Source organism: Mycobacterium sp. KBS0706, assembly GCF_005938675.2.
Taxonomy (GTDB): domain Bacteria; phylum Pseudomonadota; class Alphaproteobacteria; order DSM-16000; family Inquilinaceae; genus Inquilinus.
The window spans coordinates 36,202-57,975 of the sequence record NZ_VCCH02000052.1; the positions used below are offsets into that span (position 1 = coordinate 36,202).

The window sequence follows — 21,774 nt, forward strand, 5'->3', positions numbered from 1 at the left end:
AAGCACGAGGTCTCCGACGCCATGATCCCCGTCCCCCGACGAAGGACCGCCGTATGACCGCCCTGCTTCCCGCCGAGCTCGCCTGGTACGTCACCGGCCGCTTCTACCAGGCCGAGCAGGACGGCCCGGTGGCGGATTACGGCTATTTCCTGCACCTGCCCTTCCTCGACGTGCCGCTGTTCGACGGCAAGCGCGGTGAGACGACCGCCCATTTCACCTTCGCCGCCCGCCCGTTCCAGGCGCATGGCGTTGGCAATGGCGGGCTGCAGCTCGGGATTGATCCGGTCGGCGAGTTCTCGATCTACCTGCAGCGCCGGCCGGAAGGGACCTTCGACGACCCGGCCTCCTTCGCCCGGGGCGACTGCATCGCCACCTTCCGCCGCGCCAGCCTGGTGGTCGGCACCACGGTCACCCAGCCCGACGGCTCGAAATCGACTGCGCTGGTCGGCACCAACGTGTTCTCCGCCCGCCTGGTCGACAGCCGGCCCTTCGACTTCGCCGGCAGCCGCCACGACGTCGCCGAGCATCTCGGCCGCGGCGTCACCCAGTTCGGCACCGCCGCGGGCGCGCCGATCCTGCCGACGCCGGCGGGCTTCTACCTCGTGGTGCCCTTCACCGGCTCGGCCATCGCGCTGGGCCGGTAGGCGGGATGGAGGGTCCCCTCGCGCGGCTGCTGCAGCACGTCCTTCCCGGCGCCCGCCTGCGCGCCGCGCGCCCCCTGGCCGGCGGTGTCTCGGCCGAGGTGACGGCGCTGGAGGTCGTGCATCCGGACGGACGGGCCGAGACCCTGGTGCTGCGCCGGCACGGCGCCGCCGACCTGGCGCGCGACCCGGACATCGCGGCGCATGAGTTTCGGCTGCTGCAGCTGCTGCAGGCGGCCGGCGTGCCCGCGCCCCTGCCGCTGTATCTGGACGAGAGCGGCACGATCCTGCCCACGCCCTTCCTGCTGCAGAGCTTCGTCGACGGCGACACCGAGGACGTGCCGGCCGACCTCGACGACCATATGCGCCAGCTGGCCGGGGCGCTGGCCGCGATCCACCGCGTGCCGGCGTCCGAGGTGCCGTTCCTGCCGCTGCAGGAAGAGCAGGCGGCGGCGCTGATCGCCCAGCCGAGGCCCGAGCTGGATGAGAGCTTGGCCGAATCCCGCCTGCGCACCGCCCTGGCCGCCTCCTGGCCCCCGCCCCGCCGCAACCCGCCGGTGCTGCTGCATGGCGATGTCTGGCCCGGCAACCTGCTGTGGCGCGGCGGCCGGCTGCAGGCGATGGTCGACTGGGAGGACGCCGCCATCGGCGACCCGCTGGCCGACCTGGCCAATGCCCGGCTGGAGCTGTTCATCGCTCTCGGCGAAAACGCCATGGCCGCCCTCACCCGCCACTATCTCGCCATCTCCGCGATCGACACGGCCGCCCTGCCCCTCTGGGATCTATGGGCGGCGCTGCGCCCGATCGCCGGCCTGCCCGGCTGGGGCCTGGAGCCGGAGGTCGAGCACCGCCTGCGGGAAAGGCACCGCGCCTTTACCGCCCGCGCATTGGCGGCAGAAGCATCGCCGACCTCCGGACCGGCGGCCGCCGCACCGGCGCGTTTATGAGCGACACTCCCGCTCCAGGCGCGTTATCGTGCCTCGCATAGCCGGCCGCCCCCGCTGGAAGCGCCGTCGCTGCGCCGAATATTGGATGGGAGATCGTCGATGTCGTTCCGTCTCTGCGCCATTGCCGCCGCCCTCACCGCCACATTGGCCATGCCGGCCCAAGCCCAGCTCCTGTTCATGCTCACCCGCAGCGGCGCCAAGCTGACGGCCGAGGACATGGCCACGGTGCGCGGCTCAGTGGGGCGCCTGCTCGCCCAGCAGAAAGTCGGGACGTCCGACGGCTGGACCGCCTCGAACGGCGTGACGGGCGAGACCACCCTGGCGCGCCTGTTCGAGAGCGACGGCTATCCCTGCGCCGAGATCAAGCTCCAGATCAGCCGCGCCGGCCGGCAGACGCCCTACGCCTTCAACGTCTGCAAGAACACCGACGGCCAGTGGCTGATCGCGCCCTGACGCCGCCGGATCCGGTCACGTCGCCGATCCCGGCAAGGCGGTCAGCCAGATCAGCAGCGTCGGGACCGACAGCAGCGTCGTGATCGAGACCGTGGCGGCGACCAGCGGCTCCTCGACCTTGTACTCGCCGGCCAGGATATAGACCGTCTTCGCGGTCGGCACGGCGGCGCAGACCACGGCGGCGATGGTGTAGAGCGGGTTCAAGCCCGTCGCCAGGCACAGGCCGTAGACGATCAGCGGCATGACCACCAGCTTCACGGCCGCGAGGATGAGCGACGCCCGCAGGTTCGCGCGCAGCCCCGCGACCGACAGGCCGAGCCCGATGGCGAACAGCGCGCAGGGCGTCAGCGCGTCCGCGAAGATGGTCAGATAGGCCGCGACCGGGGCCGGGATCGGCAGGCCCGCGACCGCCCCGGCCAGGCCGAGCAGGGTGGACAGCACCATCGGGTTGAGCAGGATCTGCCGCGCCAGGGCCGCCGGGCGCACCCCCTGCCCGCCCCGCCCGCCGCTTTCCAGCAGGATCACGGCCGCCGGGAACATCACCCCCGCCACGAACACCGTGGCGATGGCGGCTGGCAGGACGGCGGGCTGGCCGTAGATCGAATGCAGGATCGGCAGCGCCACGAAGCCGGTGTTGGTCATCGCCGCGGCCATGCCGTGGATCGTGCTGCTGGCGAGGCCGCGCCCCCACGCGGCGCGGACCGCCAGGAACACCAGTGCGAAGCACAGGGCGGAGCCGCCGCCGAACGCCAGCAGGAAGCGTCCTTGCAGCAGGTTGCGCGCCGGCTCCTGCGCGATGGTGACGACCAGCAGCGCCGGCATCGCGACGTTGTAGGCGAAATGCACCAGCCCGTCGGCCAGCGACCGCGAGACATAGCCGGACCAACCGGCCAGCCAGCCGGTGACGATGATCGCGAACACGGGAAGAACCAGGTTGGCGACGTCCATCCGGATCTGCTCCCCCGATCGGGCCGCGGTGCGCACCCACGGCGCAGCATATCGCGCCGGGCGGTGTCGCGGGTGGCACATGTTGGTGGTCGCCGACGACCGCCCTACGCCCTCCGACTTATCTCCTAGGAGCCATGTCCAGCCCTCCGGAGAATGGGCATGCGATGAACGAGGGATTCGGACGCGCCGGAAAGGCTCTCTTGGTGGAGATGCTCGCCACGGATAGGATGCTACGCAAAGTCGTTGTATAGGGAACGGCAAACATGAACGAACTCCCCGAATCCCACGATCCGGACAGTTCAAAACAAAATCGGCGTGACTTCATGTCGAAATGCGGACGGTTTGCGGTGATTACACCGCCTGCGATGACGATCTTGTTGTCGACGAGCCTGACGTCCGAGGCCATCGCCAAATCAGGCGGCAAAAAAGGCGGCTCCTTCGCCGAGCACACCCCCTCCACGAGGCCCGGAAGCTGATCCAAATCTCAGTGTGACGTCGAGATCGCTCCTCGACGGATCACAGGCCTGGGCAGGGTACTGCACCGCAGCCTTGGGGGCCGACCCGCAACCCGGCCCCCTCTTTTTTTGCGGCTTCGGCCGATCAGGCCTGCAACTGCCCGGGGTCGGCCGGCGAAGTGCGGACGCGCCGCAGCAGCCCGTTCTTCGGGGCGAACAGGAAGGCCAGGGCGAACAGCAGCGCCTGGACCACGACGATCGACGGGCCGGTGGCGCCGTCGAGCCAGAAGCTGAGCAGGGTGCCGAGGACGCTGGACAGCACCGCGGACCCGACCGCCGCCGCCATCACCCGGCCGAAGCGGTCGGCCAGCAGGAGGCCGATGCAGCCCGGCGTCACCAGCATCGCCATCACCAGCACCACGCCGACCGCCTGCAGCGCCGCGACGATGGTGGCGGCCACCAAGAGCAGCAGGATCAGCTCCAGCCGCCGCGGCGAGATCCCGGTCACCCGGGCCTGGCCGGGGTCGAAGCAGAACAGGATCAGGTCGCGGCGCAGCACCAGCACCGCGGCGAGCGTGACCGACCCGACCGCCAGGGTCTGGATCATGTCCGCCGGCTCGATGCCCAGCAGGTTGCCGAACAGCACATGCATGAAGTGGATGTCGCTCGGCGTCGCCACCAGCAGCACCATGCCGAGCGCCAGGAAGCCGGTGAAGGCGATGCCGAGCACGGCGTCGCTCTTGACCCGGCAGCGTGCCTCGATCGCCCCGGCCGACAGCACGCAGGCCATGCCGCTGGCGACCGCGCCGAGCGACATCGGCAGCCCGGCGACATAGGCCAGGATGATGCCGGGCAGCACGGCGTGCGAGACCGCGTCGCCGACCAGGGCCCAGCCCTTCAGCACGACGAAGCAGGACAGCACGGCGCAGACCGTGCCGACGAAAGCGGCGACCAGCATCGCCTCGACCATGAAGCCGTGCCGCAGCGGCTCGGCCGCGGCCTCGAGCAGGGATTGGAGGGCGGTCACGGCACCGCCTCCTCGACCTTGGCCCGCCGCAGCAGCCCGTGCTTCGGCGCCAGGGCCAGCGCCAGCAGGAACAGGCCGGTCTGGGCCAGCACGATCAGCCCGCCGGTCGACCCGTCGAGGAAATAGCTGGCATAGGCGCCGGCCATCGCCGTCACCGCTCCCATCGCCGCGGCCAGGACCAGCATGCGCGGGAAGCGGTCGGTCAGCAGATGGGCGGTGGCGCCGGGCGTGATCAGCATGGCGACGACCAGCAGCGCGCCGACCGCCTGCAGCGCCGCCACCGCGGTCAGCGACAGGAGGCCGAGCAGCAGCAGGTGCAGCCGCCCGCTCGGCAGGCCGATGGCGCGGGCATGCTGGGCGTCGAAGCAGTACAGCAGCAGGTCCTTCCACTTCGCCGCCACCACCAGGAGACAGCCGGCGCCGACGGCGAAAAGCTGCCACAGATCGGCGTCGGCGATGCCCAGCAGGTTGCCGAACAGGATCGTGGTCAGCCGCAGGTTGCTGGGATACAGCGAGATCAGCAGCAGGCCGAGGGCGAAGAAGGCGGTGAAGACGACGCCGATCACCGCGTCGCCGCGCAGCCGGGTGGCGCGCTCGATCGCGCCGATGCCGAGCACCGCGAACAGGCCGGACAGCGCGGCGCCGAGCAGGAAGGGCGCGCCGGCCAGATAGGCGATGGCGACGCCCGGCACCACGGCGTGCGACAGCGCGTCGCCCAGCAGCGACCAGCCCTTCAGCGTGACGAAGCACGACAGGACGGCGCAGACCGCCCCGACCGCGCCGCCGCCGAGGATGGCCTTGACCATGAACTGGTAGCCGAAAGGCTCGGCCAGCAAGTCGAGCGGCGCGGTCATCCCGCCGCCCGCCGTCGCGGCTCCGCCAGATCGGTCAGGCCGAAGGGCAGCTGGTGCAGCGCGCCGCCGAAGGTGCGGGCCAGGGTGTCGGCGGTGAACACCTCCGCGACCGGGCCGAAGGCGACCAGGCTGCGATGGATCAGCGCCGCCTGGTCGCAGAATTCCGGCACGCTGGCCAGGTTGTGGGTCGACACCAGGATCAGGTGGCCGGCGTCGCGCAGCCCGGACAGGATGCCGGTGATCGCCCGCTCGGTCTTGACGTCGACGCCGGTGAAGGGCTCGTCCAGCAGGATGATCCGCGCCTCCTGCGCCAGCGCCCGGGCCAGGAACACCCGCTTGCGCTGGCCGCCGGACAGCTCGCCGATCTGGCGGCCGGCGAAATCCTGCATCCCCACCCGCTCCAGGCTGGCCGCCACTGCCGCGCGGTCGGCGGCCGACGGGATGCGCAGGACGCCCATCCGCCCCTGCCGCCCCATCATCACCACGTCGCGGACCGAGACCGGGAAGCTCCAATCCACCTCCTCGGTCTGCGGCACATAGGCGACGATCTGGGCCTTCTGCGCCCAGGCCACCGGCCGGCCGCAGATCGCGACCGAGCCGGCGGCCGGCGCGACGAAGCCCATGATCGCCTTGAACAGGGTCGACTTGCCGCTGCCGTTCATGCCGATCAGGCCGCAGATGCTGGGTCGGTCGAGCGTCAGCGACACGTCGCTGAGGGCGACATTGCCGGCGCGATAGCGGACGGTGATGCCGGAGACCGCGATCGAGGGCGCCTCGGTGGCCAAAGCGTTATTGGCCGACATTGAAGCCGTCCTGGATCACCTTGGCGTTGTACCGAAGCATGGCGAGATAGGTCGGCGCCGGACCGTCCTCGGTGGTCAGGCTGTCGACATAGAGGGTGCCGCCGAAGCGGGTGCCGGTCTCCTGCGCCACCTGCCGCATCGCCTTGTCGTTGACCGTGCTCTCGCAGAACGCCACCGGCACGTGGTCGCGGCGCACCGTGTCGATCACCTTGCGGATCTGCTGCGGCGTGCCCTCCTCATCGGCGTTGACGGCCCAGAGGTAACCCTCCTTCAGCCCGTAGTCGCGGGCCAGGTAGGAAAAGGCGCCCTCGCAGCTGACCAGCATCCGCTGGTCGGCCGGGATCCTGGCCAGCGCCTCGCGGATCGGCGCGTCCAGCGCCTTCAGCTCGGCGGTATAGGCGGCGGCGTTGCGGTCGTAGGTGGCGGTGTTGGCGGGGTCGAGCGCGACCAGCGCCTTGCGGATGTTCTCCACGTAGATCACGGCGTTTGCCGGCGACATCCAGCTGTGCGGGTTCGGCTTGTCGGTGTAGGGGCCCTCGGTGATCGAGACCGGCTGGATGCCGTCGGTCACCACCACGCTCGGCACGTCCTTGACGCCCTGGAAGAACTTCTCGAACCAGCGCTCGAGGCCCAGGCCGTTCCACAGCACCAGGTCGGCGTCCTGCGCCTTGACCACGTCCAGTGGCGTCGGGTCGTAGTCGTGGATCTCCGCCCCCGGCTTGGTGATCGATTCGACGATCGCCGCGTCGCCGGCCACCTGCTGCGCCATGTCCTGCAGGATGGTGAAGGTGGTGACGATGCGCTTCGGCCGCGCCCCGTCCGCCCAGGCGCTCCCGGCCGTCAGCACGCCCGCCAGTGCCAGCACCGCCGCCAGCATGCTCCGAATCCCCGACCGCGCCATGAGCCTCTCCATCGCTTCGCCATCCGATGCGAATCCCTCGCATCGATTCAAATGTAGCTCAAGCTAAATTTTGAGATTCAGGCTTAAGAGAGAATCATGAGCTTCTTCTTGATGCCTGGGCACGAGGTGAAAACAAGCCAAACCACCGGCGGCCGGCTTTGATCCGGCGCTGTCGTGGGTCGGCTGGTGGTGGCATCGAGAACCGGAGCGCAGCGGACGTTTGGGTCCGTGAGCACCGGAAGCGGAGAGGCCGCCATCAGACGGCCGCGACAGGTGCAGTATCAGGCAGTCTCAGCGGCGGCCGCCGACCTCGTCGATGTGCAGCAGCATATCCGCAGGGTCCTCGAAAACCCGGTAGGCGCCGGCGCGCTCCAGCTCGTCCTGGCCGTAGCCGCCGGACAGGAAGCCGATGCCCAGCGCCCGCGCCCGCTGCGCCGCCAGCATGTCCCAGACGCTGTCGCCGACGACATGGGCGCGCTCGATCGGCACGCCCAGCTTCTCCGCCGCGGCCAGGAACAGGTCGGGGTCGGGCTTGGCGTATTTCACCAGGTCGCGGGTGACGACCGGCACCTTGTCGAAATCGACGCCGAGATTCTCCAGCACGGGCCGGGCCGTCTCCATCCGGCCGCTGGTGGCGATGGCCCAGGGGATGCCGGCCTCGGTCAGCCAGGCCAGCAGCTCGCGCGCGCCGGGCAGCGGCACGCTCTGCTCCGGGTGACGGTTATAGGCCTCGGCATGGCGGCGGCGCAGCCGCTCCACCCGCTCGTCGCTGATGTCGAGGCCGGTCTCGCGCAGCAGCATGTTGGTGAACAGCCCGCCGCTCATGCCGATCTTGCGGTGGATGCGCCACACCGACAGCTCGATGCCCTCGGCGTCCAGCGCCTCGCGCCAGGCCATGACGTGGTGATAGACGCTGTCGACCAGCGTGCCGTCGAGGTCGAACAGGAACGAGGTCTGCTGGCGCATCGGACTCTCCTGGGTTCAGCGGACGGGGTCGGGATGGTGCGGCACGAACAGCCGGCCGCGCTCGGTCCACAGCACGATCAAGAGCGCCAGCAGGCCGAGGCCGAAATAGCCGAAGGCCAGCGGCACCACCGTGCCGTCGAAGGCCTGGCCGACGAAGGCGCCGAGGATCGCGCTGACGATGGTGGTGTAGCTGCCGAACACCGAGGAGGCGGTGCCGGCGACGTCGCCCAGCGGCTCCATCGCCATGGCGTTGAAGTTCGGCACGGTCAGGCTGAACAGGAACATGTTGGCGGCCAGCACCACGCCGAACAGGAACAGCGGCGGCTTGCCGCCGAAGACGTGGGCGAAGATCACCTGCAGCGCGCCGACGGCGACGAAGCCGAGGATGCCGGTGTGCGACAGGCGCCGCATGCCCAGCCGGCGCACCAGCCGCGAGTTGAGGAAGGAGGCGAAGCCCATCACCATCGCGATCAGCCCGAAGGCCATCGGGAAATAGGTGCCCAGCGCGTAGACATCGGTCTCGAAGATCGCCTGGGACGAGCCGAGATAGGACATCAGCGCGCCCATCATCAGCCCCATGGCGGTGGCGTAACCGATCGACACCCGGGTGGTGACGCAGCGCCGCGCGGCGCCGGCGATCTGCGACGGCGAGAACCGCTTGCGGTATTCCGGATGCAGCGTCTCGGGCATGCGCAGGTTGAACCAGACGATCTGCACCAGGGCCAGCACCAGCATGCTGGCGAAGATCGCGTGCCAGCCGCCGAGGAACAGGAAACCCTGGCCGATCGCCGGGGCGAGGATCGGCACGATGATGAACACCATCATGGTCAGCGACATCACCCGCGCCATCTCGCGGCCGGAGTAGCGGTCGCGGACGATGGTGACGGTCAGGACGCGCGCCGCGGCGGCGCCCATGCCCTGCACCACCCGGGCGATCAGCAGCCATTCGAAGCCATGGGCGACGATCGCCAGGATGCTGCCGAAGGTGTAGATGGTCAGCCCGATCATCAGCGTCGGCCGCCGCCCGATGACGTCGGAGACCGGGCCGTAGACCAGCTGCATCACGCCGAAGCCGGCCATATAGGCGGTCAGCACATATTGCAGCGAATTGGCGTCGGCGATGCCGAGATCGGCCTGGATGGCGCCGAAGGCCGGCAGCAGGTTGTCGATCGACAGCGAGATCAGCGCCATCATGAAGGCGATCAGGCCGACGAACTCGACGAAGCCCGGCGCCGGCATGGCGCGGCCGGACGCGGTGCCGGTGATCCTGCTGACGAACGACATCGCGATCGGTCTCGCCTAAACGCGGCACGGCACGGCCCGCGCCATGCCGCCTGGGCGGTGGTGCCGGTCGAGCGCTGCCCGCCCCCGCGGGGATGATTGAGAAACAGGATGAGCTTCGGCCAGGACCGCAATCCGGGCAAGGGCTTGTCGTGCAAGGCTGCTGCGCGCCCGCAGGGCGGGTCTTCACATTTGGTCCGAGCGTCCGGCTACATCCCGCCGCCCAGCGCCAGTGCCAGCGACAGGCCGCCGACCAGGATCAGGCTGCCGGCCCAGACGATGTCGAGGTTGAACCAGCTGCGCGCCACCGCCTTGAGGCCGAGAACGCGATAGACCAGCCAGGCGAAGGCTCCGCCGGCCGCGACCATGGCCACGGAATGCACGGCCGCGACCAGCACGCCCATGCCGAGGCTGCCGCCGATCAGCGCCCCCGCCGCCTGGTCGGTGCCGGCCGCGCGGCAGAGGCCGAGATAGATCGGCACCAGCATCAGCCCGGCGCCATGCGCCGTCGCCACGGCGAAGGACCACAGCCCCAGCTGGGCCGGCCGGATCCGCGCCAGCGCCCGCGGATGGCGCCGGTTTACCAGGCGGAACACGCCGAAGCCGATCACCAGCAGGCTGGCGCCGATCCGGATCGGCTGCTGCCAGGCCACCAGCGTCACCAGCAGGGCGAAGGGCAGGATCACCACCGCCATCGCCAGCAGATGGCCGATGGTGAGCGGCCCCAGCGCCGCCACCAAGGCGCGCGGGCTGCGCTCCATCAGCCCGGCGGAAACGGCGAGCGGCCAGCCCATCCCCGGGTTCACCCCGTGATAGAGGCCGCTCGCCACCACCGCGAGCCACAGGCCGGCCGCCTCCGGCATCGCTCAGGCCGACGGGTAGCAGAAGCTGTCGGTCGAGCAGTCGCCGCCCTGCAGCCGGACCTGATGCGCCCGGTAGCCGTCCGGGAACTCGACCCAGTAGTCCTTGGCCAGCTCCAGCCCGCCATCCGGCCCGGCCTGCGCCATCACCTGGGCGCCGGGCACGCCGTCCGGATAGAACTGGTCGTCCCAGGTCGAGTACAGCGAGTTGGTCCAGTACACCCGGCGGCCGTCGCGGCTGATCTCGACCATCTGCGGCCCGCCGGTATAGGCCTTGCCGTTCGGATGGGCCGTGCGCCGGGCGATGCCGCCGATATGGACCGAGCCGGACAGCTTCGGCTTGCGCGGGTCGCTGACATCGTATTGCCGCATCTCGCCGGTGCCCCAGCAGGAGACGTAGAGGAAGCGGTCGTCCATCGACAGGTCGATGTCGGTGACCAGCGGCGGCACCGCGCCGAAGCCCTTCAGCAGCGGCGGCAGCCGGTCGGCCTCCGCTGGCTCGGGCGGGATCGTCGCGGTCTTCTCGATGTGGAACCGGCCATCCTCGCGCCACCAGGTCCAGATTGACCCCTCAAGGTTGGTGGTGTCGACCACGACGCCGAGGAAGCCGTATTCCTTCGCCGGGTCATGCGCCGGCCGGATCTCCAGCGCCATCTGGTGGTTGGCGCCGAGATCGATGGTCTGGACGTTGCGCCGGGCCCGCAGGTCCCAGAAATGCACCCGGTGGCCGTATTTGTTGGCCAGCAGGTCTTCCGGCACAATGCCGTTCTCGAATTGCGGCGGCAGCCCCCATTCGCTGGAGACCATGTAGTCGCGCGGCAGGTTCCACCAGAAATCGTAATGCAGCTCCTGCGGCCCGCGGTCGATCTCCCAGCGGCCCATCACCTCGAAGCTCTCGCAATCCATGATGAAGATGCCGGGCGGGCCGTCGGTGCCGTCCTTGCCGCCGCCGCCGAGGGTCGAGACATAGATGCCGTCCGGGCCGCAATGCACGGTGTGCGGCCGGGAATATCCGGTCTTCCGGAACACCTCCTCCGGCTCGATGACCTTGTGGATCTTGGCCTGGGTCGGGTCCGGCCTGGTGTCCACGACATAGATCCGGGAGGATCGGATGCCGGGGATGATCAGGTAGCGCCGCTCCAGGAAGGCATGCCCGGTCAGCGGCGACAGGGCTGAGGAGCAGGCGTTCCAGCCGAAATGGTGGAACTCGTCGCCCTTCTCCGGCATCGTCACCGTGTGGACGATGCGGCTGTAGCTAGGCGATCCGGGCTTGACGTCGATCACCGCCAGCGCGTCGGGCTGTGAGAAGTCCGGGCTGAGCAGCAGCGTGTAGGCGAAATCTTCGGGCGGAGCTTCCATCGCCAGCTTCGGCGAGGCGTGGAAGGTCGGGTCGGGCCTCATGGCCATGGGCTGTCTCTCCCTCTCAGCGTCGAGGCGCAACGGCCTCTCGTCATCACGGGTTCGGCACCCTTTCCGAACGAAGCGAGCCTACCACACGACATGGCCGAAACCGGGCCGGATCATTGTCCGTCTTTAGGCGCCGCGCACCTGCCGCGCGGCGTCGCGCACCATGGCCATGAAGATCCGGCCGGAATCGGTCGGCGGCACCTCGGCCCGCATGGTCAGCCCGACCGGGCCGGTGGAATCGCCGTCGTCGAGCGGCAGCTCGGCCAGCACGCCCTCCTCCACATCCTGGGCCACGGCGCCGCGCGAGATGATCCAGACCGCGTCGGTGCGGCGGACATAGGATCGGCCGAAGGTCGGCGACACGCTCTCGATCCGGTCCGGCAGCGCCTCGATGCCGGCGGCGATCAGCAGGCGGTCGACGGTCGGCTGGATCACCGATCCCGGCGGCGGCGCGATCACCGGATAGGCGCGGATATCGCGCATCGCCACCGCCGGGCGCGACAGCAGCGGATGGCCGGGCCGCACGGCGAAGGCGATGCGCTCGGAATAGAGATGCTCGAAGGAGAGGCCGGTCATCTGCTCCGGCTCCGCCAGCCGGCCGAGCACGAGGTCCAGCCCGCCGACGCGCAGCTGCCCCAGCAGCATCTGGTTCGGCCCGTCCACCACCCGCACCACCACGCCGGGGCAGGCCGTGCGGAACCGCTCCAGCGCCGCCGGCATCATCTGGCCGGCCACGGTCGGCAGCACGCCGACGCGCAGCAGCTCCTCCCCCGCCGCCCGCGCCCGCACCACGCTCTCGATGCCCTGGCGCAGCGCCGTGACGCTGGTGCCGGCATGGTGCAGGAAGGTCCGGCCGAACGGCGTCAGCACCACGCCCTTGCGGCTGCGGTCGAACAGCGGCGCGCCCAGCGCCTCCTCCAGCTCGCGCAGGGTCTTCGACACCGCCGGCTGGCTGATCCCCAGCGCATCTGCCGCCGCCACCACGCTGCGCAGCCGCACCGCCTCGAGGAAGCATTGCAGGTGGCGCAGCTTGATCCGCCGCTCGATCGACCCCGCGCTGTCGCGTTCCACCATAATCGTCCGGTTATGTTTATCGGCGAATTCCTCATTTTACATAACCGTGCCCGCCGCGCACAGTGCAGCACGACACCCGGGCGGAACCAGGGACGAGGGATGGACGCGGTCAAGGCGAACGGCATCGTGCTGCATGTCGAGGACAGGGGCCCGCGCGACGCGCCCGCTTTGGTCTTCATCAACTCGGTCGGCACCGATTTCCGCATCTGGGATGCGGTGGTGCCGCGGTTCCAGGACCACCGGACCCTGCGCTACGACAAGCGCGGCCACGGCCTGTCCGGCAGCGAGGGCGGCGACAGCATCGAGCCCCATGCCGCCGACCTCGCTGCGCTGCTCGACGCCCGCGGCATCCGCCGAGCCACCATTGTCGGCCTGTCGATCGGCGGCATGATCGCGCTCGGCCTCACCCGGCTGCGGCCGGACCTGGTCGGCCGGCTGATCCTGTGCGACACGGCCCACAAGATCGGCACGGCCGAGGCCTGGCAGGCGCGGATCGCTGCGGTCGAGGCCAATGGCGTCGCCAGCATCGCCGAGGCGACGATGGAGCGCTGGTTCTCCACCGACTTTCGCGCCCGGCAGCCGGACCTGGTCGCGGCCGCCCGCAACATGCTCAGCCGCACCCCGGCCGACGGCTACATCCGCGCCTGCGCCGCCCTGCGCGACGCCGACCTGACCGCGGCGGCCCGGGCCGTGGCGGTGCCGACCCTGTGCCTGTGCGGCACCGCGGATATCGCGACGACGCCGGAGCTTGTGCGGTCCCTGGCCGCCCTGATCCCCGGCGCGCGCTACGCGGACATCCCGGGCGCCGGCCATATCCCCTGCGTCGAGGCGCCGGAGCTTCTGGGCGGGCTGATCCGCGACTTCATCGGAAACGAGGACGCCCATGGCTGACCCGCTGCACGACCAGGGCATGGCGGTGCGCCGCACCGTGCTGGGCGACGCCCATGTCGACCGCGCCCAGGCCCGCACCACGGAGTTCGACGCGCCGTTCCAGGAGTTCATCACCCGCGGCGCCTGGGGCGGCGTGTGGAGCCGGCCTCACCTCACCCATCGCGAGCGGTCGATGCTGACCATCGCCCTCCTGGCCGCGCTGGGCCATCATGAAGAGCTGGCGATGCATATCCGCGCTACCGCCAACACCGGCGCGACGCCGGAGGACATCCGCGAGGCGCTGCTGCATGTCGCGGTCTATGCCGGGGTGCCGGCGGCAAACGCCGCCTTCGCCATCGCCAGGAAGGTGCTCGCCGAAGGGGAGGAACCCAAGTGAGCTTCCAACCGCGCGACTGGCACATCCATCCGCCGCATCTCTACGAGGGCTACCGCTCCACCGTGCTGCGGGCACCGTCGCAGACGCTGGTGCCGCTCTCCGGCGCGCTGTCCGAGCATCAGGGCCCGTCCTTCGCCGCGGCCCCGGCGGGCGAGGCCGACCTGACCCGCAACGGCCGGGTCAATGGCGAGCCTCTGGGCGAGCGCATCATCGTCACCGGAAGGGTGCTGGACGAGGACGCCCGCCCGGTGGTGAACACGCTGGTCGAGCTGTGGCAGGCCAACGCCTCCGGCCGCTACATCCACAAGGTCGACCAGCACGACGCGCCGCTGGACCCGAATTTTCTGGGCGCCGGCCGCTGCGTCACCGACGCCGAGGGCCGCTACCGCTTCCTGACGATCAAGCCGGGCGCCTATCCCTGGCGCAACCACCCGAACGCCTGGCGGCCGCAGCACATCCATTTCTCGCTGTTCGGCCCGGCCTTCGCCACCCGGCTGGTGACACAGATGTACTTCCCCGGCGACCCGCTGCACACGCTGGACCCGATGTTCAACAGCATCCCCGACCCGGCCGGGCGCGAACGCCTGATCGCGGCCTTCAGCCTCGACCTCACCGAGCCGGAGGTCGCGCTGGGCTACGCATTCGACATCGTGCTGCGCGGGCGCCTGGCGACGCCGATGGAGAAGTGAAAGTGGCGAAACTTCCCCAGACCGGGTCCCAGACCGTCGGCCCCTTCTTCGCCTATGGCCTGACACCGCGGCAATATGGCTACGACTTCCCGCAGATCGCCGACGGCACCATCGCCGGCGACGCCGTGCCGGGTGAGCGCATCCGCGTCACCGGCCGGGTGCTGGACGGCGCCGGCCAGCCGATCGAGGATGCGCTGATCGAGATCTGGCAGGCGGATTCGAAGGGCGTGTTCCCGGGGCCGCAGCGTAATGACGGCTTCACCGGCTTCGGCCGCTGCGGCACCGGCACGGATCCGGAGCGGCGCTTCGTCTTCGACACCATCCGGCCGGGCGCGCCGGGGCCAGGCCAGGCGCCGCATCTCAGCGTCATCGTCTTCATGCGCGGCCTGCTGGTGCATTGCTTCACCCGCATCTACTTCCCCGAGGAAGCGGCCAACGCAAGCGACCCGGTGCTGAACGCGGTGCCCGAGGCACGCCGCGGCACTCTTATCGCTCAAAGCGACGGCCCCGGCCGCTACCGCTTCGACATCCGCATGCAGGGCGACGGCGAGACCGTCTTCTTCGAGATCTGACCCATGGCAAAATTCCAGACCCTGGCCGAGGCCGTCGCCGAGAACCTCCATGACGGCGACACCGCGGCCTTCGAGGGCTTCACCCATCTGATCCCGCACGCCGCCGCGCATGAGGCGATCCGCCAGGGCCGGCACGGCCTGACCCTGGTGCGGATGACGCCCGACCTGGTCTACGACCAGATGATCGGCATGGGCTGCGCCCGCAAGCTGGTGTTCTCCTATGCCGGCAACCCCGGCGTCGGCCTGCTGCGCCGCGTCCGCGACGCGATCGAGAAGGGCTGGCCGAACCCGGTCGAGATCGAGGAGCACTCCCACGCCGCCATGGCCAACGCCTATGAGGCCGGGGCGGCCGGCCTGCCCTGCGCCGTGTTCCGCGGCTATCGCGGCGCCGGCCTGGCCGAGGTGAACCCGAACATCAGATCGGTCACCTGCCCCTTCACCGGCGAGACCCTGGCCGCCGTCCCGGCGATCCGCCCGGACGTCACCTTCATCCACGCCCAGAAGGCCAACCGCCGCGGCGACGTGCTGATCGAGGGCATCGTCGGGGTGCAGAAGGAGGCGGTGCTGGCGGCGAAGCGGTCGGTGGTGACGGCTGAGGAGATCGTCGAGGATTTCGACGGCGTCCATCCCAATGCCTGCGTGCTGCCGCGCTGGACGGTGACCTCGATCGTCCATGTCCCGGGCGGCGCCCACCCCTCCTACGCCCATGGCTATTATCCGCGCGACAACGCCTTCTACCTGGCCTGGGATAGGATCGCCGCCGACCGCGAGACCTTCCTGGCCTGGATGAAAGAGAACGTGATCGAGAGCGGCCCCGACGCCTTCGCCGGCCGGGTCGCGCCGCTGAGCGGGAGGGCGTGAGCATGGCCGAGTTCACCCCCGACGAGATGATGACCATCGCGGCGGCCCGGGCGCTGCGCAACGACGATGTCTGCTTCGTCGGCATTGGCGCGCCGTCGGCCGCCTGCAATGTGGCGCGGCTGACCCACGCCCCGGATATCACCCTGATCTATGAATCCGGCACCATCGGCACCGCGCCCGACGTGCTGCCGCTGTCGATCGGCGACGGCGAGCTGTGCGACACCGCAATCACCACCGTCCCGGTGCCGGAAATGTTCCGCTACTGGCTGCAGGGCGGGCGCATCACCATCGGCTTCCTCGGCGCCGCCCAGCTCGACCGCTTCGGCAACATCAACACCACGGTGATCGGCGACTATCACAAGCCGTCCGTCCGGCTGCCAGGCGGCGGCGGCGCGCCGGAGATCGCGACCTCCTCGGGCGAGATCTTCATCACCATGAAGCAGAACAAGCGCGGCATGGTGGAAAAGATCGACTTCTTCACCTCGCTCGGCCACGGCACCGGCGGCGACGACCGCGCCCGCCACGGCGTCACCACCAAGGGCCCGACCCTGCTGGTCACCGACCTCGCCGTCTGGCGGCCCGACCCGGTGACCAAGGAGTTCACCGTCGTCTCGCTGCATCCGGGCGCGACCCGCGACCAGGTGCAGGACAGCTGCGGCTGGACCGTCCGCTTCGCCGACAATATCGAGCAGACGCCGCCGCCCTCGGCGCTGGAGTTGAAGACGCTCCGCGACCTGAAGGAGCGCACCCGCATCGCCCATGGAGAGGCCGCATGAGCCGCGACGCCTATATCTGCGCCTATCTGCGCACCCCGATCGGCCGCTATGCCGGCGCCCTGTCCGCCGTCCGCGCCGACGACCTCGCCGCCATCCCGCTGAAGGCGCTGATGGAACGCCATGCCAAGGTCGACTGGGAGGCGGTCGACGACGTCGTCCTCGGCTGCGCCAACCAGGCCGGCGAGGACAACCGCAACCTCGCCCGCATGGCCCTGCTGCTGGCCGGGCTGCCGGCCGCGATCCCCGGCTCGACCATCAACCGCCTCTGCGGCTCCGGCCTCGACGCCGTGACCATCGCCGCCCGCGCCATCAAGGCCGGCGAGGCCGAGCTGATGCTGGCCGGCGGCGCCGAGAGCATGTCGCGGGCGCCCTTTGTCATGCCGAAGGCCGACACCGCCTTCTCCCGGTCCAATGCGGTCTACGACACCACCATCGGCTGGCGCTTCGTCAACCCGCGGATGGAGCAGCTGTACGGCACGGATTCGATGCCGGAGACCGGCGAGAATGTGGCCGAGCAGTTCCGCGTCACCCGCGCCGACCAGGATGCCTTCGCCCTGCGCAGCCAGCAGAAGGCGCTGGCGGCCCAGGCCAATGGCCGCCTGGCGCGCGAGATCGCCCCGGTGACCATCCCGCAGAAGAAGGCCGAGCCGATCGTGGTCGACCGCGACGAGCATCCGCGCCAGACCTCGCTGGAGAAGCTGGCGGCGCTGCCCACCCCGTTCCGCAAGGGCGGCACGGTGACCGCCGGCAACGCGTCGGGCGTCAATGACGGCGCTGCGGCGCTGATCGTGGCGTCGGAGGAAGCGGCGGCGCGCCACGGCCTGACCCCGATCGCCCGGGTGCTCGGCGGCGCCGTGGCGGGCATCGAGCCACGGATCATGGGCTTCGGCCCCTCCCCGGCCAGCCGCAAGCTGCTGGCGCGGCTGGGCCTGTCGATCGGCGATTTCGACGTGATCGAGCTGAACGAGGCCTTCGCATCCCAGGCCCTGGCGGTGACCCGCGACCTCGGCCTGCCGGACGACGCGCCGCAGGTGAACCCGAATGGCGGCGCCATCGCTCTCGGCCACCCGCTCGGCATGTCCGGCGCCCGCCTCGCCGGCACCGCGGCGCTGCAGCTGAGCCTGGGCGGCGGCAAGCGGGCGCTCGCCACCATGTGCATCGGCGTCGGCCAGGGCATCGCCCTGGCGCTGGAAGCGGTCTGAAGTCCCCACCCCGTCATTGCGAGGAGGCGAAGCCGACGAAGCAATCCATCGGCCCGCACGAGCTGCGCTATGGATTGCTTCGCTGCGCTCGCAATGACGGCGCGGGATTCTCGGGAGAGGTGACGCAGAGCCCGATCCCCATCATGCTGCAGGCCATGACCGTCTCGCCCTTCGACTCCGCCCTCTTCGGCCCGCTCCTCTCCGACGCCGAGACCGCCCTCCTGTTCAGCGACAAGGCGGCGCTGCGGGCGATGCTGCGGGTCGAAGGCGCGCTGGCCGAGGCCGAGGCGCGCTGCGGCGTGATCCCGCCCGCATCCGCCAGCGCCATCGCCGCGGCCGCCGGCGCGCTCATTCCCGACCCGGCGGCACTGGCCGCGAAGACGGCCGAGGACGGCGTGCCGGTGCCGGCCCTGGTCGCGGCGCTGCGCCAGGCGGTGGCCGTGTCGGCCGGCGAGGATGCCGCCCAGGTGGTGCATTGGGGCGCCACCAGCCAGGATATCCTCGACACCGGGCTGGTGCTGCGGCTGCGCCGGCTGATCGCGATCCTGGAGACCCGGCTGGCGGCCCTGATCGAGGCCCTGGCCGGCCTCGCCGACGCCCATCGCGCCACGGTGATGCCGGGCCGCACCCGGTCGCAGCAGGCGACCCCCGTGTCCTTCGGCCTCAAGGCCGCCGGCTGGCTGGCGCCGCTGCTGCGCGACCGCGACCGGCTCTTCGAGCTGAAGCCCCGCCTGCTCGTGCTCTCCTTCGGCGGGGCGAGCGGGACGTTGGGCGCGCTGGGTGAGGACGGGGTGGAGGTCGAGGCGGCGCTGGCGGAGATCCTGGAGCTCGCCGTGCCGCCGATGCCCTGGCACAGCCAGCGCGACGGCATCGCCGAATTCGCCGGCTGGCTGGCGCTGGTCACCGGCACGCTGGGCAAGCTGGGCCGCGACCTGTGCCTCCTGGCCCAGACCGAGGTGGCGGAGGTGCGGCCGGGTGCCGGCGGCGGCTCCTCGACCATGCCGCAGAAATCGAACCCGGTGGGGCCGGAGACGCTGGTCGCCCTCGCCCGCTTCAACGCCGGCCTCGTCGGCCAGATCCACCAGGCGATGCTGCACGAGCACGAGCGCGACGGCGCCGCCTGGCCGGTCGAATGGCTGGCCCTGCCGCAGATGGCGGTGGCCGCCGGCGCGGCGCTGAACCATGCTTTGGCCGTCACCGCCAGCCTGACGGTCGACGCCGCCCGGATGGCAGAGCGATTCGAGGCCTCGCACGGCCTGCTGCTGGCCGAGGCGGCCAGCTTCGCCCTCGCCGCCCACATGCCGCGCCCCGAGGCGCAGCGCCTGGTGAAGGATGCGGCGACGAAGGCCACCGCCACCGGCCGCCATCTGTTCGACCTGCTGGCCGGGATGTCCCAGGCCCCGGTCGACTGGCCCGCCTTGCGCGACCCCGCCAGCCACCTCGGCGCCGCCGACGCCTTCATCGACCGCGTGCTGGCGGCAGCGAAGCAGGGCTGAGAGCCACGCACGCCGGATGGCGGCAAAGGGCGGGAGCGGTATGAGGCGAAGGCACGGTGACGCCCTGTCGCCTGGCCGCAAAGGGTGAGGAGCGGTCACCGCACCAAACTCCCGAGAGCGGACACGGCGAACGCGAGAGCGGCCGGTCTCTTGCTCCTGCCAAGCGTGGGCGGAAACCCGCTGAAAGTGCACTGTTGGAAGGCCCGATCCGGGCACTGGGCGCCTGATCGCGGCAGAGCGGTCCGTTGAAGGAGCTGGAACACTGTGTCGAGCCAGGATGCGCGGCGTGAGGCATGTTCAATCATGCATAACGGCACAATCCAAATATGGCGGGATCGCAATCATTGGCGGCTTGGCTCTCAGGGATTCTAAAAAATCCGAAGGTAGGAGGTAGAATCCTTGATAATCGGAACCTCGGCCCAGACGCCGCTTTCCGCGGCAGCCTCGTTGATACTATGGATCATGACTTCTATCTCAGTAAATTTGGTGCCGATCATCTGGGCAGCACGACCAGAAGGGCGATCCTCTTCTTCCAGTATTGCGTCCGCTACGGAAATTTCCAACCAGCTGGCGGTTTCAGCCCCCCAACGGGCGCGACTTCAGTGGGCGATGTCATCAGGTTGGACACATAGGCAGGGTCGCTTGGCACATGGTAGGAACATTTTCTATCTTCCACGTCCTGCCCATTGCCCGGGATTATCACGCTCCTTTCTTCATCATCCCGCGCAACCAAAATATATTCTCCAGCAGCCGCGAACTTGTCGAGTTGCTTTGGAATCTCATCTGGGTATTTCGAAATATGACAGCAGATTCCCAACCAGACATCGAATACTTGACAGAAATTGGATCGAGAGATGGCTTTCCATTCTGAAATGGATACCTCGGGTGGTTCCTCGCCAATCACAATTAGGCTATGATCTCCTGGAGGCCTAAGTCTGATAATGAACAAATTGTCGTCCGGAAATTGCTTATTTAACACGTATGCCGCATAAGCGGATGTTTCTGCACAATTCCCATATTTAGCATTGCTGCGGAATAATTCTTCGCCACGCTTTAAAGTTGGGAGCGGTTTGCCGTCTAATTTTATTCTAAATTTGCTAGTTTCTATAAAGGACTGCATCGCTTCGGCATTTCTTCGTTGCGCCTTCGGTGACGCACTGTCTAGTGGGAGGCAAATTCTATCCCACCATTTCGGTCCATCGCGGTAATGATTTTCAATATCGTCAAAAGTCTCCTTAACAGCAAACTCTTTTGCCGTAACCGATTCAGGTGGTCCAGGCTCTTGTGTCGGACTTTCAGAAATCGGGATTGTCAATGGCTCGGGTGGTGCTGCGGGCACCTCCGCTCCTGGAGCGTGTCGGTCGGCATAGCTCCGTAACGTTCTTGAACCCAAAATAGTGTCTGACTGCTCTCCACCAGTGAGGCGCGCAACCCAGTTTAAAACTATAGCTCGCCGCCGGACGCTCGTTTCACTGTGCATTTGCGATTCAGATTCGTTTGCCGTTTCCCCCGCTTCGTCGGCCATTGCACAGATCCTGAATGGTTGGTGTTCTCGCGCGTCCAGTATAGGGGGCGGTGCGGCGGAGAGGGAAAGCCAAGGGATGCATACCGGTATTCGGAAGGTTCTTCGCGGCAAGTGGAACAAACCTGACGGGTGAGTCCGGGAAGAGATTCTGGCGGGCTTCGATGCATGCGAGTCTGGAGCATGCGCCCTGGAAAGCGTCTCTGTGTGGTCGGCGGTGCGGACGATGATGTGCTCCCCGAGCCGCCCTCGCCATTCACCACAGTACCCGAGGCTCAAAGCGACCCGTCAAGTCGACTTGACAAGACCCTTGCCCCCGGAAGTCCCGATGGATCGCCGGAGGTGTCCGCTTTTGGGAAGCCAGGAGGCAATGGAGCGCCCGCAACGAGCCGAATCCGGACCATAGGGTGGGCTTGGCGAGGATGTCGGGTTCCCAGTCCGCCTTGGGTTGGCACTGGCCGGTGGGGTCGAATCTGGTTGGGCCGATCGCGGCGCCGGGTCTTCCGCGGTGTGTACACCCTTCGCGGAACGCCGCGGATTTCCTGATGTTTCGGCACGGCACTGGACTCGATCGCGATTCATGTTCATGATACGTTCCATGGATCAGGCGCAATCCGACTCCGACGAGATCAAACCGACCGACCCCGACATGAAATGGACGGGGTGGGCGCTGGACACGCTGCGCGAGCTGGTCGCGATCGACATGTTCGCCAAGCGGATGATCTCGACGCAGCAGCAGGCGACGCCGGCGGGGTCGGAGTCGATCCCCGAC

Annotated in this window: 23 protein-coding genes; 12 read left to right on the forward strand and 11 right to left on the reverse strand. The window is 69.0% G+C overall.

Going from position 1 to position 21,774, the window contains the following annotated elements:
• Nucleotides 1-53: 53 nt before the first annotated feature.
• The 3 genes from FFK22_RS25215 to FFK22_RS25225 all read left to right on the forward strand — a co-directional run bounded on the left by FFK22_RS25215 (nucleotide 54) and on the right by FFK22_RS25225 (nucleotide 2,041).
• A complete protein-coding gene (locus FFK22_RS25215; protein ID WP_138890208.1) occupies nucleotides 54-644 on the forward strand; it encodes a hypothetical protein in 591 nt (196 codons plus the stop codon).
• 5 nt (nucleotides 645-649) lie between these two features.
• A complete protein-coding gene (locus tag FFK22_RS25220; protein WP_138890207.1) occupies nucleotides 650-1,588 on the forward strand; it encodes a phosphotransferase family protein in 939 nt (312 codons plus the stop codon).
• Between the two features lie 99 nt (nucleotides 1,589-1,687).
• Nucleotides 1,688-2,041: a hypothetical protein gene (locus FFK22_RS25225; RefSeq protein ID WP_138890206.1), complete on the forward strand. Its 354-nt coding sequence runs from the start codon at nucleotides 1,688-1,690 to the stop codon at nucleotides 2,039-2,041.
• Between the two features lie 15 nt (nucleotides 2,042-2,056).
• On the opposite strand, the gene FFK22_RS25230 is transcribed toward FFK22_RS25225, so the two are convergent.
• Nucleotides 2,057-2,989, reverse strand: a complete 933-nt coding sequence (locus tag FFK22_RS25230) for an AEC family transporter (RefSeq protein ID WP_138890205.1) — start codon at nucleotides 2,987-2,989, stop codon at nucleotides 2,057-2,059.
• A gap of 263 nt (nucleotides 2,990-3,252) precedes the next feature.
• Between FFK22_RS25230 and FFK22_RS25235 the strand changes: the two genes are divergently transcribed.
• Nucleotides 3,253-3,465 (forward strand): hypothetical protein, encoded by a 213-nt coding sequence (locus FFK22_RS25235; RefSeq protein WP_138890204.1) that lies wholly within the window; start codon nucleotides 3,253-3,255, stop codon nucleotides 3,463-3,465.
• Nucleotides 3,466-3,589: 124 nt separating this feature from the next.
• Here FFK22_RS25235 and FFK22_RS25240 read toward each other — a convergent pair whose 3' ends face one another.
• The 9 genes from FFK22_RS25240 to pcaQ form a co-directional block, all read right to left on the reverse strand.
• Nucleotides 3,590-4,471: a metal ABC transporter permease gene (locus FFK22_RS25240; RefSeq protein WP_306770163.1), complete on the reverse strand. Its 882-nt coding sequence runs from the start codon at nucleotides 4,469-4,471 to the stop codon at nucleotides 3,590-3,592.
• Nucleotides 4,468-5,325, reverse strand: coding sequence for a metal ABC transporter permease (locus tag FFK22_RS25245; RefSeq protein ID WP_138890203.1), 858 nt, complete (start codon nucleotides 5,323-5,325; stop codon nucleotides 4,468-4,470). The genes FFK22_RS25240 and FFK22_RS25245 overlap by 4 nt, the downstream gene beginning before the upstream one ends.
• Nucleotides 5,322-6,128 (reverse strand): metal ABC transporter ATP-binding protein, encoded by an 807-nt coding sequence (locus tag FFK22_RS25250; RefSeq protein WP_138890202.1) that lies wholly within the window; start codon nucleotides 6,126-6,128, stop codon nucleotides 5,322-5,324. The genes FFK22_RS25245 and FFK22_RS25250 overlap by 4 nt, the downstream gene beginning before the upstream one ends.
• Complete coding sequence (locus FFK22_RS25255) at nucleotides 6,115-7,029, reverse strand: metal ABC transporter substrate-binding protein (RefSeq protein WP_306770164.1); 915 nt, start codon at nucleotides 7,027-7,029, stop codon at nucleotides 6,115-6,117. Before FFK22_RS25255 ends, FFK22_RS25250 begins: the two co-directional genes overlap by 14 nt.
• Before the next feature lie 291 nt (nucleotides 7,030-7,320).
• Nucleotides 7,321-7,995 (reverse strand): HAD family hydrolase, encoded by a 675-nt coding sequence (locus FFK22_RS25260; protein ID WP_138890201.1) that lies wholly within the window; start codon nucleotides 7,993-7,995, stop codon nucleotides 7,321-7,323.
• A gap of 15 nt (nucleotides 7,996-8,010) precedes the next feature.
• Complete coding sequence (locus tag FFK22_RS25265) at nucleotides 8,011-9,279, reverse strand: multidrug effflux MFS transporter (RefSeq protein ID WP_221938840.1); 1,269 nt, start codon at nucleotides 9,277-9,279, stop codon at nucleotides 8,011-8,013.
• Nucleotides 9,280-9,485: 206 nt separating this feature from the next.
• Nucleotides 9,486-10,139 carry a hypothetical protein gene (locus FFK22_RS25270; protein WP_138890200.1) on the reverse strand — a complete coding sequence of 218 codons (654 nt, stop codon included), beginning with the start codon at nucleotides 10,137-10,139 and terminating at the stop codon, nucleotides 9,486-9,488.
• A gap of 3 nt (nucleotides 10,140-10,142) precedes the next feature.
• A complete protein-coding gene (locus FFK22_RS25275; RefSeq protein ID WP_138890199.1) occupies nucleotides 10,143-11,543 on the reverse strand; it encodes a selenium-binding protein SBP56-related protein in 1,401 nt (466 codons plus the stop codon).
• 126 nt (nucleotides 11,544-11,669) lie between these two features.
• Nucleotides 11,670-12,614, reverse strand: coding sequence for a pca operon transcription factor PcaQ (gene pcaQ / locus FFK22_RS25280; protein WP_221938841.1), 945 nt, complete (start codon nucleotides 12,612-12,614; stop codon nucleotides 11,670-11,672).
• 102 nt (nucleotides 12,615-12,716) lie between these two features.
• Between pcaQ and pcaD the strand changes: the two genes are divergently transcribed.
• The 8 genes from pcaD to FFK22_RS25320 all read left to right on the forward strand — a co-directional run bounded on the left by pcaD (nucleotide 12,717) and on the right by FFK22_RS25320 (nucleotide 19,480).
• Nucleotides 12,717-13,508 carry a 3-oxoadipate enol-lactonase gene (gene pcaD, locus FFK22_RS25285; protein ID WP_138890197.1) on the forward strand — a complete coding sequence of 264 codons (792 nt, stop codon included), beginning with the start codon at nucleotides 12,717-12,719 and terminating at the stop codon, nucleotides 13,506-13,508.
• Nucleotides 13,501-13,884: a 4-carboxymuconolactone decarboxylase gene (gene pcaC, locus FFK22_RS25290; RefSeq protein WP_138890196.1), complete on the forward strand. Its 384-nt coding sequence runs from the start codon at nucleotides 13,501-13,503 to the stop codon at nucleotides 13,882-13,884. Before pcaD ends, pcaC begins: the two co-directional genes overlap by 8 nt.
• The gene (gene pcaH / locus FFK22_RS25295; RefSeq protein WP_138890195.1) at nucleotides 13,881-14,573 is read left to right on the forward strand and encodes a protocatechuate 3,4-dioxygenase subunit beta; all 693 of its coding nucleotides are present in this window, start codon (nucleotides 13,881-13,883) and stop codon (nucleotides 14,571-14,573) included. Before pcaC ends, pcaH begins: the two co-directional genes overlap by 4 nt.
• 2 nt (nucleotides 14,574-14,575) lie before the next feature.
• The gene (gene pcaG, locus FFK22_RS25300) at nucleotides 14,576-15,145 is read left to right on the forward strand and encodes a protocatechuate 3,4-dioxygenase subunit alpha (protein ID WP_138890194.1); all 570 of its coding nucleotides are present in this window, start codon (nucleotides 14,576-14,578) and stop codon (nucleotides 15,143-15,145) included.
• A 3-nt stretch (nucleotides 15,146-15,148) separates the two neighbouring features.
• The gene (locus FFK22_RS25305; protein WP_138890193.1) at nucleotides 15,149-16,006 is read left to right on the forward strand and encodes a CoA transferase subunit A; all 858 of its coding nucleotides are present in this window, start codon (nucleotides 15,149-15,151) and stop codon (nucleotides 16,004-16,006) included.
• 2 nt (nucleotides 16,007-16,008) lie between these two features.
• Nucleotides 16,009-16,782 carry a CoA-transferase subunit beta gene (locus FFK22_RS25310; protein ID WP_138890192.1) on the forward strand — a complete coding sequence of 258 codons (774 nt, stop codon included), beginning with the start codon at nucleotides 16,009-16,011 and terminating at the stop codon, nucleotides 16,780-16,782.
• Entirely contained in the window at nucleotides 16,779-17,984 is a 1,206-nt protein-coding gene (gene pcaF / locus FFK22_RS25315; protein WP_138890191.1) for a 3-oxoadipyl-CoA thiolase, read from the forward strand. Before FFK22_RS25310 ends, pcaF begins: the two co-directional genes overlap by 4 nt.
• Nucleotides 17,985-18,103: 119 nt before the next feature.
• Nucleotides 18,104-19,480, forward strand: coding sequence for a 3-carboxy-cis,cis-muconate cycloisomerase (locus tag FFK22_RS25320; RefSeq protein ID WP_221938842.1), 1,377 nt, complete (start codon nucleotides 18,104-18,106; stop codon nucleotides 19,478-19,480).
• Nucleotides 19,481-20,027: 547 nt separating this feature from the next.
• On the opposite strand, the gene FFK22_RS25325 is transcribed toward FFK22_RS25320, so the two are convergent.
• A complete protein-coding gene (locus tag FFK22_RS25325) occupies nucleotides 20,028-21,005 on the reverse strand; it encodes a hypothetical protein (protein ID WP_138890190.1) in 978 nt (325 codons plus the stop codon).
• Nucleotides 21,006-21,774 lie beyond the last annotated feature (769 nt).